15 protein-coding genes and 2 tRNA genes are annotated in these 14,979 nt (G+C 72.0%); 13 read left to right on the top strand and 4 right to left on the bottom strand.

Annotated features, from left to right (window positions below):
* Nucleotides 1-172: 172 nt before the first annotated feature.
* The 3 genes from OHU74_RS17445 (at nucleotide 173) to OHU74_RS17435 (ending at nucleotide 1,143) form a co-directional block, all read left to right on the top strand.
* A tRNA-Ser gene (locus tag OHU74_RS17445) sits at nucleotides 173-263 on the top strand.
* A 264-nt stretch (nucleotides 264-527) separates the two neighbouring features.
* Nucleotides 528-600: transfer RNA gene (locus OHU74_RS17440), tRNA-Arg, on the top strand.
* Between the two features lie 177 nt (nucleotides 601-777).
* On the top strand, nucleotides 778-1,143 hold the full coding sequence (locus OHU74_RS17435; protein WP_371616754.1) for a PH domain-containing protein: 366 nt from the start codon (nucleotides 778-780) through the stop codon (nucleotides 1,141-1,143).
* A gap of 61 nt (nucleotides 1,144-1,204) precedes the next feature.
* On the opposite strand, the gene OHU74_RS17430 is transcribed toward OHU74_RS17435, so the two are convergent.
* Nucleotides 1,205-2,164 carry an SMP-30/gluconolactonase/LRE family protein gene (locus OHU74_RS17430; protein WP_371616753.1) on the bottom strand — a complete coding sequence of 320 codons (960 nt, stop codon included), beginning with the start codon at nucleotides 2,162-2,164 and terminating at the stop codon, nucleotides 1,205-1,207.
* A 96-nt stretch (nucleotides 2,165-2,260) separates the two neighbouring features.
* On the opposite strand from OHU74_RS17430, the gene OHU74_RS17425 reads away from it, so the two are divergent.
* The 9 genes from OHU74_RS17425 to OHU74_RS17385 all read left to right on the top strand — a co-directional run bounded on the left by OHU74_RS17425 (nucleotide 2,261) and on the right by OHU74_RS17385 (nucleotide 11,617).
* On the top strand, nucleotides 2,261-2,695 hold the full coding sequence (locus OHU74_RS17425; RefSeq protein WP_371616752.1) for an Lrp/AsnC family transcriptional regulator: 435 nt from the start codon (nucleotides 2,261-2,263) through the stop codon (nucleotides 2,693-2,695).
* A complete protein-coding gene (locus OHU74_RS17420) occupies nucleotides 2,692-3,585 on the top strand; it encodes a DUF2797 domain-containing protein (protein WP_371616751.1) in 894 nt (297 codons plus the stop codon). Before OHU74_RS17425 ends, OHU74_RS17420 begins: the two co-directional genes overlap by 4 nt.
* A 116-nt stretch (nucleotides 3,586-3,701) precedes the next feature.
* Complete coding sequence (locus tag OHU74_RS17415) at nucleotides 3,702-4,043, top strand: antibiotic biosynthesis monooxygenase (protein WP_371616750.1); 342 nt, start codon at nucleotides 3,702-3,704, stop codon at nucleotides 4,041-4,043.
* A complete protein-coding gene (locus OHU74_RS17410; RefSeq protein ID WP_371616749.1) occupies nucleotides 4,024-4,905 on the top strand; it encodes an amidohydrolase family protein in 882 nt (293 codons plus the stop codon). Before OHU74_RS17415 ends, OHU74_RS17410 begins: the two co-directional genes overlap by 20 nt.
* Nucleotides 4,906-4,981: 76 nt before the next feature.
* On the top strand, nucleotides 4,982-5,749 hold the full coding sequence (locus OHU74_RS17405) for a response regulator transcription factor (protein WP_371616748.1): 768 nt from the start codon (nucleotides 4,982-4,984) through the stop codon (nucleotides 5,747-5,749).
* Between the two features lie 104 nt (nucleotides 5,750-5,853).
* A complete protein-coding gene (locus tag OHU74_RS17400; RefSeq protein WP_371616747.1) occupies nucleotides 5,854-7,383 on the top strand; it encodes a sensor histidine kinase in 1,530 nt (509 codons plus the stop codon).
* 25 nt (nucleotides 7,384-7,408) lie between these two features.
* Nucleotides 7,409-8,683, top strand: a complete 1,275-nt coding sequence (locus OHU74_RS17395; protein ID WP_371616746.1) for a glycosyltransferase — start codon at nucleotides 7,409-7,411, stop codon at nucleotides 8,681-8,683.
* The gene (locus OHU74_RS17390) at nucleotides 8,680-10,863 is read left to right on the top strand and encodes a glycosyltransferase family 39 protein (RefSeq protein ID WP_371616745.1); all 2,184 of its coding nucleotides are present in this window, start codon (nucleotides 8,680-8,682) and stop codon (nucleotides 10,861-10,863) included. Before OHU74_RS17395 ends, OHU74_RS17390 begins: the two co-directional genes overlap by 4 nt.
* A 91-nt stretch (nucleotides 10,864-10,954) precedes the next feature.
* Complete coding sequence (locus OHU74_RS17385) at nucleotides 10,955-11,617, top strand: TetR/AcrR family transcriptional regulator (RefSeq protein ID WP_371616744.1); 663 nt, start codon at nucleotides 10,955-10,957, stop codon at nucleotides 11,615-11,617.
* 41 nt (nucleotides 11,618-11,658) lie between these two features.
* Here the strand turns inward: OHU74_RS17385 and OHU74_RS17380 are convergent, their stop codons facing one another.
* Both OHU74_RS17380 and OHU74_RS17375 read right to left on the bottom strand, forming a co-directional pair.
* Complete coding sequence (locus tag OHU74_RS17380) at nucleotides 11,659-13,296, bottom strand: MDR family MFS transporter (RefSeq protein ID WP_371616743.1); 1,638 nt, start codon at nucleotides 13,294-13,296, stop codon at nucleotides 11,659-11,661.
* A 14-nt stretch (nucleotides 13,297-13,310) separates the two neighbouring features.
* The gene (locus OHU74_RS17375; protein ID WP_371616742.1) at nucleotides 13,311-13,775 is read right to left on the bottom strand and encodes a MarR family winged helix-turn-helix transcriptional regulator; all 465 of its coding nucleotides are present in this window, start codon (nucleotides 13,773-13,775) and stop codon (nucleotides 13,311-13,313) included.
* Between the two features lie 119 nt (nucleotides 13,776-13,894).
* Here OHU74_RS17375 and OHU74_RS17370 point away from each other — a divergent pair, with 119 nt between their 5' ends.
* Nucleotides 13,895-14,137: a hypothetical protein gene (locus tag OHU74_RS17370; protein WP_371616741.1), complete on the top strand. Its 243-nt coding sequence runs from the start codon at nucleotides 13,895-13,897 to the stop codon at nucleotides 14,135-14,137.
* 34 nt (nucleotides 14,138-14,171) lie between these two features.
* Here the strand turns inward: OHU74_RS17370 and OHU74_RS17365 are convergent, their stop codons facing one another.
* The gene (locus OHU74_RS17365) at nucleotides 14,172-14,963 is read right to left on the bottom strand and encodes a hypothetical protein (RefSeq protein ID WP_371616740.1); all 792 of its coding nucleotides are present in this window, start codon (nucleotides 14,961-14,963) and stop codon (nucleotides 14,172-14,174) included.
* Nucleotides 14,964-14,979: the final 16 nt, after the last annotated feature.

Genomic DNA, 14,979 nt, shown 5'->3' with positions numbered 1-14,979 from the left:
GCGCAGAAGGCGACCGGAGAGGGCGCGCGGAGAAGGCGCACAGAGAGGGCGCACGGAGAGGGCTTAAGGCTTTGCCCTTCGGGCCGCGCTCCTTGTACCGTGGGACCGGATTGGTGACGGGCCCCTGGCCTGTGTCATCATCTGCACGCACCTTCGTACGCGAGGGTGTGCTGGAGGCGTCGCCTAGTCCGGTCTATGGCGCCGCACTGCTAATGCGGTTTGGGGCTTACCCCCCATCGAGGGTTCAAATCCCTCCGCCTCCGCACTTCACGAAGCCCCGGTCCTTGCGGACCGGGGCTTCGGTGCTTTCCGGGTCCGGGCGCGGTCTTCGGGTCCGGTGCCCGGATCGGGGCCGACGCGGGGCGTTCCGGCCTGGCCGGGGCGCGTCACGCACCCAAGCGGATGATCTTCTTCCAGCCCGTTTCTGCAGGTCAGAGCGGGTGGGGCTAATGGATTTCGCGTCCCGGCGAGGTCCATGTATTGTTGTTCTCGCAAGGCCAACGGGGCGCAAAACCCCGGCCAGCCAAGCACTCGTAGCTTAACGGATAGAGCATCTGACTACGGATCAGAAGGTTGCAGGTTCGAATCCTGCCGAGTGCACAGCCCAAGAGGCCCCCCGGTTCACCGGGGGGCCTCTTGCGTTTCCCTCCTCCTTGCGGATGAGAGCTGGCTCGGGAGAGCTACGGGGTGAGATGGCTCTGCCGGGGGACGCTGGGTGGTGAGGGGTCCGGATACGGTTCTTGGAGATCGATTCACCAGGCAAGCGGGGGGACTCTCATGGGACTGTTTGGAAACGCGCACGCTGTGGACCCGGCGTCGGCGCACCGCGATTACGCGCGGCTGCTCGGGCAGGGGGAGCAGGTGCACGCGGCGTATCTGCTGATCCGCGACACGATCCTGTTCACCGACCGGCGGCTCGTGCTCATCGACAAGCAGGGGCTCACGGGGAAGAAGGTGGAGTACCACTCCATCCCGTACCGGAGCATCACGCACTTCTCGGTGGAGACCGCCGGCCACTTCGATCTGGACGCGGAGCTGAAGATATGGCTCTCCGGCAGCTCGGCGCCGATATCCAAGACCTTCACCAAGGGCGTCGACATCTACGAGGTCCAGGCGATCCTGACGCAGTTCGTCGCCCGCTAGGCCTGGGCGGGCGGGCTGCGCCGCGCGGAGGAGGACTGCCGCCGCGGCACAGCCCGCGGGCTCACCGGGTTTCCGGGTCCAGCCAGGGCCTGCGGCCCGGTCCGGCCGGGTGGGTGCCGGTGACGCCCATGACCACCGAATAGAGGCTGGTCTCCGCGGTGATGAAGAGGCGGTTGCGCTTGGCGCCGCCCCAGGTGATGTTGGCGACCGTCTCGGGGATGTTGAGCCGTCCGATCAGGGTGCCGTCGGGGTCGTAGCAGTGGATTCCGTCGTCCATGGCAGCCGCCCAGAGCCGGCCGTCCTCGTCGAAGCGGAGATTGTCGAAGCGCGCGGCTTCGCGGTCCCCTGTCCGGGCGAAGATCTCGCCGTCGGAGAGTGTGCCGTCATCGCGTACGTCGAAGACCCGGATGGCGCCCTCCCGGGTGTCGGAGACGAAGAGCCGCGTCTCGTCGTTCGAGAAGACGAGTCCGTTCGGGGCGCCGAAGCAGTCGGCGACCAGGCGTACTTCACCGGTGGCGGGATCGATGCGGTAGACGTTGTTGGAGCCGATCTCGCTCTGTGCGCGATGGCCCTCGTAGTCGCTGGTGATGCCGAAGTCCGGGTCGGAGAACCAGATGGAGCCGTCGGACCTGACGGCCGCGTCGTTCGGGCTGTTGAGCCGCTTGCCCTGCCAGCGGTCGGCCAGCACGGTGACGGTGCCGTCGTGCTCCGTCCGTGTGACCCGGCGGTTGCCCTGCTCGCAGGTGATCAGCCGGGCCTCGCGGTCGAGGGTGTTGCCGTTGGTGTGTCCGGCTGAGCGGCGGAAGACGCTGACGGCGCCGGTCTCCTCGTCCCAGCGCAGCATCCGGTCATTGGGGATGTCGCTCCAGATCAACTGCCGCCAGGCGGGGAGGTAGACGGGCCCCTCGGCCCAGCGGCAGCCGGTGTAAAGAACCTCCAGGCCGTCATCACCGTTCATGCACCGACCGGTACGGAAGCGGTCGTCGAGCATCTCGTACAGCGCGGGGCGCTTGCTGGCCATACCGACTCTCCCCCTTGGTGCCGAATCTGCTTCGGCTTGGAGTGAAGATTGGAAGATCAGATACTGTTGAGGCAAGGGTAATTCGAATGGAGAGTCGTGGATCACATTGATCGGGCCCTGCTGGCGCAACTCCAGCAGGAGGCCACCCAGTCCTACGCCGCGCTGGGTGAGGCCGTGGGCCTCTCCGCCGGGGCGGCTCATGAACGGGTCCGCAAACTGCGTGAGCGCGGGGTCATCCGGCGGACGACGGTGGATGTGGATCCTGCGGCGGTCGGCAGCGGGGTGCTCGCCTACGTGATGGTCGACTCCACCGCCTGGATGGGTGACTCGCGGCCCGCCTTCGAGGCCATCGCCGAGATCCAGGAGGCGCACGTGATCGCAGGCAGCGCCTCCGTCATGGTCAAGGTCAGAACGGCCACCACCGATCAGCTGCAGGACGTGCTGCGCCGCCTCTACGCCATCGACGGAGTGAGCGGGACACAGGCCACCGTCGTCCTGGAGACCTTCTTCGAGCGGCCCCTCCCGCTGTGACCTGGTGGTGCACCGGGATCCGGTGGATCGACGGCCGGCCCGCCATCGGCTGGTACGGGCAGGGGCCGGGTCGGGGGGAGCGGAACAGCCCCCTCGCGTACGGGCAGCCGCTCGCCTTCGCCGCGCGCGGTGAGCGCCGGTGCCTCGGTGTCCGGCGGGCCGGGCGGCGGACGCCCTGCCCGACGGCGCGGACCGTGCCGGGCCCGGCCGGGAACGCGCAGTGCCCCGAGTGCGCCCGGCTGGACCGGTCGTTCTCGGTGGCGGCGGACACCAACGCCGCCGATCCGCGCACCTACCGGGTGTACCTCGCCTGGTTCGGGCCGGGCCTGGTCAAGGTCGGCATCACCGCCGAGGAGCGGGGATCCGCCCGACTGCTGGAGCAGGGGGCGGTGACCTGGGCCTGGCTGGGCCGAGGACCGCTGATGGCCACCCGGCGCACGGAGGAGCTGCTCCGGGCCGCCCTCGGGGTGCCCGACCGGATCGCCTACGCCCGCAAGCGGGCCGTCCGGGGCCACCTGCCGCCGGGCCCGGAGAGGGCGGCGGAGGTCGCCGCTCTGCACGTGCGCGCTGCCGCGCTGGAGGGGTGGCCCGAGTCGCTGGAGCGGGTGGGGTGCGAAGTGGTCGATCACGTGGAGGCGTTCGGGATCGCCGCGCTGCCCGCACCCGCCCGGGTGGTCACTGAGATGGTGCCCGGCGGGACCGTCTCCGGGCGGCTCGTCGGTGCGGCCGGACCCGACCTGCACTTCGCCGACGGGCTGGTCGTGGACACCCGGCTGCTCGCGGGCTGGGAGTTGGCGGCTCCTGCGGAGGGAAGCGCCACCGACGTGCCCGTGGCCGGGATCCCGCCGGTCGCACCGGCCGTGCCCGCCGAGCAGGACGGGTTGTTCTGAGGAGGCCGGACCGACCTTCGCGGGCTTCGGTTCCAAGGTCAAAACTTGGATCCCTTTGGGCTCCGGCGCCGGTTTGCGGTGGACATGCCGGGGCCGGTCCGCAGAGGGTGGTGGACATGACCATCCAGCCTGTGCGGGCGTTCGAACCGCCTTATGTCATGAGCGTTTTCACGAGCGTGCGGACCGCTGACGACAGCGGATACCCCGAGACCCTCGACCGGATGAACGAGCTGGTCGCCGCCAACCCGGGCTTCCTGGGCTACGAGTCGGCGCACACCCCCGGCGGACTCGGCATCACGGTCGGCTACTTCCGCGACCACGAGTCCCTCGGCGCCTGGCGCCGGGACCTGGAGCACCAGGCGGCCATGCGCCAGGGCCGCTCCGACTGGTACGAGAGCTACACCCTGCACATCGCGACCGTAGAGCGGAGCCACGGTTTTGTCCGTGAAGACAGCTGAGGCCGTCCGCGCCTTCCGGGAGCGGCTCGGGGTGCCCGGACTGGTCGACGTACACACCCACTTCATGCCCGAGCGGGTCCTGGACAAGGTCTGGGACTACTTCGACGCGGTCGGTCCGCTGACCGGCGTCGAGTGGCCCATCACCTACCGGCACGAGGAGGAGCAGCGGGTGGCCCTGCTGCGGGAGTTCGGGGTCCGGGCCTTCACCTCCATGCTCTACCCGCACAAGCCGGCCATGGCCGCCTGGCTCAACTCCTGGTCCGCGGAGTTCGCCGCCCGCACCCCCGACTGCCTGCACACGGCCACCTTCTTCCCGGAGGAGGGGGTGACGGCGTACGTCCGCCAGGCCGTCGAGGCAGGGGCCCGGATCTTCAAGGCGCACCTCCAGGTGGGCGGCTACGACCCCACCGACGACCGGCTCGACCCGGTCTGGGGGCTACTGGCCGAGGCGGGGATCCCGATCGTGATCCACTGCGGTTCGGGGCCCGTACCGGGCAAGTACACCGGACCCGAGCCGATCGCCCGGCTGCTGGCCCGGCACCCCCGGCTGCCACTGGTCATCGCGCACATGGGGATGCCCGAGTACGCCGACTTCCTCGACCTCGCCGACCGGTACACGGAGGTCAGGCTCGACACGACCATGGCCTTCACCGACTTCTCCGAGCAGTTCAGCGGGTTCCCGCCGCAGGACCGGGGCCGGCTCGCGGACCTCGGCGGGCGGATCCTGCTGGGCACCGACTTCCCGAACATCCCCTACCCCTACGAGCACCAGCTCTTCGCACTTGAACGGCTCGGGCTCGGGGACGGCTGGCTGCGTGCCGTCTGCCACGACAACGGCGCCGGGCTCTTCGGCCTGGTCTGAGGCGCGGGAGGGGTTTCTCAGGCAATTCACAGGTTCAGGCAAGAACGTTTTCAGGGGCGCCGGACAGCGTGTACGCATGACTGCGACGACCACCTCCCACGCGTCCACGTCCACCAGCAACCCCACGGCTCTCGTCCGGCCCGACGGCCGCCCGTGCCGGGTCCTCGTCGTGGACGACGAGGCCGCCCTGTCCGAACTGCTCTCCATGGCCCTGCGCTACGAGGGCTGCGAGGTACGCAGTGCGGGGGACGGGGCGAGCGCGGTGCGCGCGGCACGGGAGTTCAGGCCGGACGTGGTCCTCCTCGACATCATGCTTCCCGACATGGACGGGCTGGCCGTCCTCGGCCGGCTGCGCCGGGAGCTCCCCCATGTGCCGGTGCTCTTCCTGACCGCGAAGGACTCGGTCGAGGACCGCATCGCGGGCCTCACGGCGGGCGGCGACGACTACGTCACCAAGCCGTTCAGCCTGGAAGAGGTCGTGGCCCGGCTGCGCGGCCTGGTGCGCCGCTCCGGCGCGGCGCAGGCCGCGCGCGGCGGTTCGGTCCTGGAGGTGGGCGACCTCCGCCTGGACGAGGACAGCCACGAGGTGACCCGGGACGGGCAGGAAGTCCACCTGACCGCGACCGAGTTCGAGCTGCTGCGCTACCTGATGCGCAACCCGCGCCGGGTGCTGAGCAAGGCGCAGATCCTGGACCGCGTGTGGTCGTACGACTTCGGCGGCCAGGCCAACGTCGTCGAGCTGTACATCTCCTACCTGCGGCGCAAGCTGGAGAGCGGCACCGGCCGGCCGCCGATGATCCACACCCGGCGCGGCGCCGGCTACCTGATCAAGCCGGCCGAGTAGTGGCCCTCCGGCTGCCAGGACGGCCCCGATGGCTCCGATGGCCCGGACCGTGCGGGAACGGCCGTCGGCCCTGGTCCCTGCGGACCCGGCTGGTCGTTTCGGCGGTGGCCCTGATCGCCGTCGTCGGCGCGGCCATCAGCACCATCACCACCCTCGCCCTGCGCTCGTACCTGGTCGACAAGGTGGACGAACAGCTCAGCGTCTCCGTGGAGATGGCGAGCCGCCCCAACGCGGGCAAACTCAACCGCGAGGGCGGCCTCGGCCTGGTCCTGGCACCGGGCTCCCCGCTGAACACGGTCGGGATCCGCCTCGATCCCTCCGGGAAGGTCCTCGGCAGTGCCCGCAGCGACCGTAGCGCCGCCGTCGGCGGAGCCGGGATCGACAGCCATCCGATCCTGAGCGATTCCCAGATCTCGGTTCTCGCGGAGGTCGCACGCAAGGCGGCCCACGGCCGTTCCGGCCCGGTGGAACTGCACCTGCCCGAGCTCGGCGGCTACCGCGTGCTGGCCGCGCCCGACGGGAACCTCGTGCTCGGCTTCCCGCTCACCGAGGTCGACTCCACGGTGAGCACCCTGATCGCGGTCGAGGTCTGCGTGACCCTCGCCGGCCTGATCGCGGCCTCCCTCGCCGGGCAGGCCCTGGTCGGCGTCGCCCTGCGCCCGCTGCGCCGGGTGGCCGCCACCGCCACCCGGGTCTCCGAGCTCCCCCTGCACAGCGGAGAGCCCGCCCTCCACGAACGGGTCCCCGACGCGGAGGCCGATCCCCGTACCGAGGTCGGGCAGGTCGGTGCGGCCATCAACCGGATGCTGGGCCACGTCTCCTCCGCTCTCACCGCCCGCCAGCAGAGCGAGACCCAGGTCCGGCAGTTCGTCGCCGACGCCAGCCACGAGCTGCGCACCCCGCTCGCCTCGATCCGCGGCTACGCCGAACTGACCCGCCGGGGCCGGGAGGAGCCCGGTCCCGACACCCGGCACGCCCTCGGCCGGATCGAGTCCGAAGCCACCCGGATGACCGGCCTGGTCGAAGACCTGCTGCTGCTGGCCCGGCTCGACGCGGGCCGCCCGCTGTCCACCGACGACACGGACCTGGCTCCGCTCGTCGTGGACGCCGTCAGCGATGCCCGTGCCGCCGGACCCGACCACCACTGGCGCCTGGAACTGCCCGACGAGCCCGCCCCCGTGCACGGCGACCCGGCGCGGATCCAGCAGGTCCTGGTGAACCTGCTGGCCAACGCCCGTACCCACACCCCGCCCGGGACGACCGTCACGGCGCGTGTTTCACGTGAAACATCCCCCGGCGATCCCTCCACCGTTTCACGTGAAACATCCACCATCCGGCTCCGGATCGAGGACGACGGCCCCGGCATCCCGCCCGCCCTGCTGCCCCACGTCTTCGAGCGGTTCGCCCGCGGCGACGCCTCCCGCTCGCGGTCGGCGGGCTCCACCGGCCTGGGACTCGCCATCGTCCAAGCCGTGGTCTCGGCCCACGGCGGCCGGGTCGAGGTCCGCAGCACCCCGGGTCACACCTGCTTCGAGGTCACCCTCCCGCTGGCCCCCGGCACCCCCGCCGCCACGGTCCCCGCCCCCGCGGCCGCCGACTCACAGACGGAGCACAGGGTCAGCACACAGGGGTGACAGCCCCGGCCGAGAGGGTCGGGGCATGGCAATCGACACCTCTCCCGGCGCCCTCCCGGTGCGGGCGCCCCTCGCACCCGTGCCGGGCGAGCCCGTCCTCGACGTGGTGATCCCGGTCTTCAACGAGGAGAAGGACCTCGGGCCCTGCGTACGCAGGCTGCACGAGCACCTGACCCGGACCTTCCCGTACCCCTTCCGCATCACCATCGCCGACAACGCCAGCACCGACCGCACCCCCGAGGTCGCGGCCTGGCTCGCCGCCTCGGTCGCCGGGGTGCGCAACACCCGGCTGGAGGAGAAGGGCCGCGGGCGCGCGCTGCGCACGGTGTGGGGGGACTCCGAGGCGCCCGTGCTCGCGTACATGGACGTGGACCTCTCCACCGACCTCAACGCACTGCTGCCGCTGGTCGCCCCGTTGATCTCCGGCCACTCCGACCTCGCCATCGGCACCCGGCTGGCCCCCTCCTCGCGGGTGGTCCGGGGAGCGAAGCGGGAGTTCATCTCCCGGGCCTACAACCTGCTCCTGCGCTCCTCGCTCTCGGCCCGCTTCAGCGATGCACAGTGCGGGTTCAAGGCCATCCGCCGGGAGGTCGCCGAGCGGCTGCTGCCGCTGGTCGAGGACTCCGGCTGGTTCTTCGACACGGAGCTGCTGGTCCTCGCCGAGCGGGCCGGACTGCGGATCCACGAGGTGCCGGTGGACTGGGTGGACGACCCCGATTCCACCGTCCACATCGCCCGCACCGCCGCCGAAGACCTCAAGGGGGTCTGGCGGGTGGGCCGCGCGCTGGCCGTCGGGGCGCTGCCGCTGGACCGGCTCGCCCGCCCCTTCGGCGACGACCCGCGCGATCGCACCGCCCTGCCGGGGGTGCCGCGCGGGCTGGCCCGCCAGCTGCTGGGGTTCTGCGTGGTCGGGGTGCTCTCCACCCTGCTCTACCTGCTGCTCTACTCCGCCGCCCGGACCGTCGCCGGACCCCAGCTGGCCAACGCGGCCGCGCTCCTCCTCTCCGCCGTCGCCAACACCGCCGCCAACCGCCGCCTCACCTTCGGGGTGCGGGGCCGGGACCGGGCCGTGCGCCACCAGGCCCAGGGGCTCGTGGTGTTCGCCATCGGGCTCGCCCTGACCAGCGGCTCGCTCGCCGCGCTCGCGGCCGCGGGCGGCCGGCCGCCCCACAGCACCGAACTGGCCGTCCTGGTCACCGCCAACCTCGCCGCCACCGTGCTGCGCTTCCTGCTCTTCCGCGCCTGGGTGTTCCCCGAACGGCGCGCCAACCCCGCCCACACGAAGGACACCCTGCGATGACCACGGCAGCACTGCCGCTCCACCCGCCCGCACCGCCGCTGGCGGCGGCCCGGACGGACCTCTCCCGGCCCCGCTGGGAACGCCCGGCCTTCGCCGTCCTGCTGCTGGCCACGGCCGTCCTGCTGCTGTGGGACCTGGGAGCCTCCGGCTACGCCAACTCCTTCTACTCCGCCGCCGCCCAGGCGGGCAGCGAGAGCTGGAAGGCCTTCTTCTTCGGCTCCTCCGACGCGGGCAACTCCATCACCGTGGACAAGCCCCCGGCCGCCCTGTGGCCGATGATGCTGTCCGTCCGGCTCTTCGGGCTCGGTGCCTGGCAGATCCTCGTGCCCCAGGCGCTGATGGGAGTCGGCACCACCGCCGTGCTCTACGCCTCCGTACGCCGCCAGTTCGGTCCGGCGGCCGCACTGATCAGCGGCGCGGTCTTCGCGCTCACGCCCGTCGCCGCGTTGATGTTCCGTTTCAACAACCCCGACGCACTGCTGACCCTGCTGATGACGGTCACCGTGTACTGCGTGCTGCGGGCCCTCGACGGGGCGCACACCAAGTGGCTCGTCTGGGCCGGGGTCGCGGTCGGCTTCGCCTTCCTGACCAAGACCCTGCAGGCCTTCGTCGTCCTGCCGCCGCTCGCCCTGCTCTACGCGGTCTGCGCGCCGACCCGGCTGCGCAGGCGACTCGGGCAGCTGGCGCTGTCCGGGCTCGCGATGGTGGTGGCCGGCGGCTGGTGGGTGGCCATCGTCGAACTGTGGCCCGCGGCCTCCCGCCCGTACATCGGCGGCTCGCAGAACAACTCCTTCCTGGAGCTCACCCTCGGCTACAACGGCCTCGGCCGGATCAACGGCGAGGAGACCGGCAGCGTCGGCGGTGGCGGCGCGCGCGCCGGTGGCGGCGGTGGCGGGGGCATGAGCTGGGGGGAGACCGGCATCGACCGGCTGTTCTCCTCGAACATCGGCGGCCAGATCTCCTGGCTGCTGCCCGCCGCCCTGATCCTGCTCGTCGCGGGCCTCGTCGTGACCTGGCGGGCCCGCCGGGCCACCGACTCGCTGGAGGGCATGGCCCGCGCGGCCTTCCTCGCCTGGGGCGGCGCGCTGCTGATCACCGGGCTGGTCTTCAGCTACATGCAGGGCATCTTCCACGAGTACTACACCGTCGCCCTGGCCCCCTACGTGGCCGCGCTCATCGGCATGGGCATAGCCGTCCTGTGGGAGGAGCGGGGCGGCCGGGCCGCGTCCCTGACCCTGGCCGGAACCCTCGCGGTCACGGCGTACTGGGCGTTCGTGCTGCTCGGGCGCTCCGCCGGATACGTGTCCTGGCTGCGCTGGGCGGTGCTCGTCGCCGGACTCGGCACGGCGCTCGTCCTGCCCTTCGCGGCGCGGCTGGGCAAGCGCGCCGCACTCGGTGTGGCGGCCGTCGCCCTGGGGGCGGCGCTGGCCGGACCCCTCGCGTACTGCCTGACCACGGTGACCACCGCGCACACGGGGTCGATCGTGACGGCGGGTCCGGCGGTCGCCGGCGGCCGCGGCGGTCCGGGCGGGATGCGCGGCTTCGGGCCGGGAGGCGAAGGCCAGCAGGGCACCCCGCCGCAGGGCATGCCCCAGGGGGGCGGCGCCCCGAACGGCCAGGCTCCCGGCGGTCAGGCCCCCAACGGTCAGGCCCCCAACGGCCAGGCCCCCGGCGCCACGGGCAACAGGCCCACCGGCAGCGCGCGCTCCGAGCGGTTCGGCGGCGGCCCCGGCGGGATGGGCGGCGGCATGGGCGGTCTGCTCGGCGGGACGAAGACCAGCGCCGAGGCGAAGGCCGCGCTGCGCGCCGACGCGGACAAGTACACCTGGGCGGCGGCGGCCGTCGGTTCGCAGAACGCGGCGAGCTACCAGCTGGCCTCGGGCGAACCGGTGATGGCGATCGGCGGCTTCAACGGCAGCGACCCGTCCCCGACCCTGGCGCAGTTCAAGGAGTACGTGAAGGCGGGGAAGATCCACTGGTTCATCGGCGGCAGCGGCGCCGAAGGCGGCGGCGCGGCAGCCGGCGCCGGCGAGACCGGGACCGCGGCCCGTGGCGCAGGCGGGCCCGGCGGAGGCACCAGCAGCGCCATCCAGACCTGGATCCAGGCCAACTTCAAGGCCTCCACGGTCGGCGGAGCCACCTTCTACGACCTCACGGCGCCCACTTCCGGAACCTCGTGATCGCAGGGACGCCGGACCTGACGCGGCACTAGCATCAAGGGGGCGGACCGGGCATTCCGGGCTGAACCAGTGTCGTGAGGAGGGTGCCTCCATGGTGACCGCGGCCGATCCGGGCGATGGCCGGGCCAGTGTGTGGCTGGCCGCGCGGCCCGCCGTTCGCGCCAGACGGCGCAGTGAGGCACCCTCCGGGCTCGACCGGGACCGGATCACCGCGGCCACCGTGCGGCTGCTCGACGCCGAGGGGCTGGCCCGGTTCTCCATGCGGCGGCTGGCCGCCGAACTCGGGGTCACCGCGATGTCCCTGTACTGGTACGTGGACACCAAGCACGATCTGCTGGAACTCGCCCTGGACAGCGCCCTGGGCGAGCTGGACCGGTCGGCCGGGCCGCCCGGGGAGGGCTGGCCCGGCCGGCTCCGGTCGTTGGCCCGGGGCTACCGGGGGCTGCTCGTGGAGCACCCGTGGGTGGCTCCGCTCACCGCCGCGTATCCGAACATCGGCCCGCACGCACGGGCCTTCGAGGCCGCTCTGCAGCGGCTGCTGGACGGTACCGGCCTGACGGACGCCGTCCGGACCGGCGCCCATCTGGCCGTCTCGCAGTTCCTGCACGGCTGCGGAGCAACGGTCCGGCGGCCGCCCGACGGGGAGTTCTGCCTCGCGCTCGACGTCCTGATCGCCGGGATCGAGGCGCACACCGTGCCCGCCGGGCCCGCAGCCCCGCCGGGCCCGCAGCCCCGTAGGACCGCAGCCCCGTAGGACCGCAGCCCCGTGGGACCGCAGCCCCGTAGGGCCTTCGGCTATTGCGCCGGGGTTGCCGCCGGGGTCGGCTCCGGGGCGGAGGAGGCGGCCGCCGGGGTGTGGCCCACCGGCTTCGACTTCAGGGCGACCTCCTTGATGAACACCACGAGCACCAGCGCGAGGAGCGCGGTGGGGGCGGCGTAGAGGAAGACGTCGCCGACTCCGTGCCCGTACGCGGACTCGATGACCGCGCGGAACGGCGGGGGCAGCTTGTCGAGGTCGGGGATCCCGCCCCCGCCGGTGCCGCCGTGGCCCATGGCCGCGGCCTTCGGGCCGAGGGCGGTCAGGCCGTCCTGGACGTAGTGGGTGACCCGGTTGGCCATGACCGCGCCGAGCGCGGAGACGCCCATCGCGCCGCCGAGGGAGCGGAAGAAGGTGACGACGGAGCTGGCGGCACCCAGGTCCTCGGGGGCCACCTGGTTCTGGGCGGCGAGGACCAGGTTCTGCATCATCATGCCGAGACCGAGGCCGGTCAGGACCATGAAGACCGCGATGTGCCAGTACTCGGTGTCGGAGCGCAGGGTGCCCAGCAGGCCGAGTCCGGCCGTCAGGAGCACGCCGCCGGAGACGAGCCAGGCCTTCCACTTACCGGTCTTGGTGATCACCTGACCGGAAACCGTGGAGGAGACGAAGAGCCCGCCGATCATCGGAATCGTGAGGATTCCGGACATCGTCGGGGACTCGCCCCGGGCCAACTGGAAGAACTGGCTGAAAAACACGGTGCCCGAGAACATCGCGATGCCGACGAAGAGCGAGGCGCCCGAGGCGAGGCTGATGGTCTTGTTGCGGAAGAGGCGCAGCGGAATGATCGGGTCGCTCGCCCTGGACTCGACCAGGAGGAAGAGCAGGCCGAGGACGAGGGCGCCGCCGGTCATCGCCGCGGTCTGCCAGGAGATCCAGTCGTACGAGGTGCCGGCCTGCGTCACCCAGATCAGCAGGGACGAGACGGCGCCGCTGATCAGGAAGGCGCCCAGCCAGTCGACCTTGACCTCGCGGCGCACGACGGGCAGGTGCAGGGTGCGCTGGAGGACGATCAGGGCGATGATCGCGAAGGGGACGCCGACGTAGAAGCACCAGCGCCAGCCGAGCCAGCTGGTGTCGGTGATGACCCCGCCGAGCAGCGGGCCGCCGACGGTGGCGACGGCGAAGACCGCGCCGAGGTAGCCGCTGTACCGGCCGCGCTCGCGCGGGGAGATCATCGCGGCCATCACGATCTGGGCGAGGGCGGAGAGACCGCCGACGCCGATGCCCTGGACCACGCGGCAGGCGATGAGCATCCCGGTGTTCTGGGACATGCCCGCGACCATCGAGCCGAGGACGTAGATCACCAGGGATATCTGGACCAGCAGCTTCTTGCTGAAGAGGTCGGAGAGCTTGCCCCACAGCGGGGTCGCCGCCGTCATCGAGAGCAGGGCCGCGGTGACCACCCAGGTGTACGAGGACTGGGTGCCGCCGAGGTCGCTGATGATCTGGGGCAGGGCGTTGGAGACGATCGTGGAGGACAGGATCGCCACGAACATGCCGAGCATCAGCCCGGAGAGTGCCTTCATGATCTGCGCGTGGGTCATGGGCGCGCTGTCGGACGTGCTCTCCGACCGGCCGCCTCCCCGCACACCGGTGGGTGTGGTCGTGGCCATGTTTTTCCTTCTGTCTAGCTGTCTAGAAGCGCGAAGCTCGACCGGAGCCGGGCCAGCAGGGCGTTGAGGTGGTCGATGTCCGCTTCGGTCCAGGCGGACAGGGCCCGCTCCAGCGCTCCGGTGTGGCGGGTGCCGAGCTCGGTGAGGAGCGCGCGGCCGGCCGGGGTGAGGCGCAGGATCCGGCAGCGGGCGTCGCCGGGGTCGGTGTCGCGGGTGATCCAGTGGTGCGTCGCCGCGTGGGCCACGTGGCGGCTGGTCACGGAGATGTCGAGGGCCATGAGCTCGGTGAGGCGGCTGAGCCGCATTTCGCCGTGGCGGTCGAGCACGGTGAGGACGGCCGCGGAGCCGGGCGGGCAGTCGGGGGGCAGGAGCCGGGCGAGGTCGCGGGTGACGGCGCCGGTGCCGGTGAGCTGTCGGGCCAGTTCCGCGTAGCGGGTGGTGGGTGTGGCTGGTGCGGCGGTTGTGGTCGGTGCGCTCACCGGGCGGCCCCCCTTGATGTCGTTGCTTCGGGCAACCATAGAAGCAGATGGTTGTTACAGGCAAATGAATCGGGGGGTGGGGCGGTAAAGGAATGGGAAAACCCGCTAGGGTCCTGCGCATGGCTGCGAATCACAACTCGAACCACAACTCACAGGCTCCCGAGGGTGACTACGACCCCGCGGGCAGCACCCAGATGTTCCGGGCGTTCGTCGACGAGCCGGTACCGGTCCCCACCGTTCCGGGGTCGCGGATGCAGAACCGCGCGGCGCGCAAGACGGGGCCGGGCGCCGGGGTGTGGGTGGCCGTCGGTATCGGCGCGGTGCTCCTGATCGGCGTGGTGGCCTGGCTCGCGCTGGGCTGAGGCAGGCCGAGCAGGGCCGGGCGGCGCCGGAGCGCTAGCTCCAGGTGGCCGTGACCTTCTGGGTCTCCACCCGCATGCCCAGGGGTACGCGCCAGGACTCGACGCAGACCGTGTAGGTCTGCGTCTTCGTCGTGTTCGCGGCGATCGGGGCGGGCAGGGGCTGCGTCGAGGTGATCGTGGCCCAGTCGACGCCCAGGGCGCCGATGATGTGCGTCGCGAAGCCGACAGTGCCCGAACGGGCGGCGGTGCCCCCGGTGTTGGTGAACGACACGGTGACCTGTTCGCACCAGCGGTCCGCCGCGGCGGTACGGGTAGGCGTGCCGACGCTCAGCTTCGCCGCCGTGGCCGGAGCGGGAGGCGGCGCCGGGCTGGTGCTGCCGCCGCCGCCCGGCTTGGTCGGAGTGCCGGGGCCGGGGCCGGATCCAGTGCCGGATCCGGGGTCGGGGCTCGTGGCGGATCCGGGTGTGCCGCTCCCGTTGGTGGGAGGGATCGCACCGGGTGTGGTGCCGGGTCGGTTGTCGGAGCCGCCGGGGGTGCTGGTCGTGGCTCCGCCCGGGGCGGAGCCGCCGGGTGGCTGGGACCCCGGAGTGCCGGTCGACGTACTGCCGGAGGATGCGGTGGATCCCGCCGTCGCCGGCGGGAGGGGCTGGAACTCCACCCGGCCCTGCGGCGCGACGTTCTCGCCCGCGCCCCGTTCGGGGACCGCGGCCGCCGCGCCCACGGCCACGTAGCCTTCGCGCGCCGGGCCGCCGCAGCCGGTGAGGGCGGCGGCGGCAGCCGTGCAGCACAGGGCGAGGAGGGCGGCTGACCGCGATGGCTTTCGCATCCGGGCAGTTTTGCTG

It is taken from the genome of Streptomyces sp. NBC_00454, from assembly GCF_041434015.1.
GTDB lineage: Bacteria > Actinomycetota > Actinomycetes > Streptomycetales > Streptomycetaceae > Streptomyces.
The sequence above is the reverse complement of the archived record's forward strand: the minus strand, read 5'-3'. Positions and strand labels throughout refer to the sequence as shown.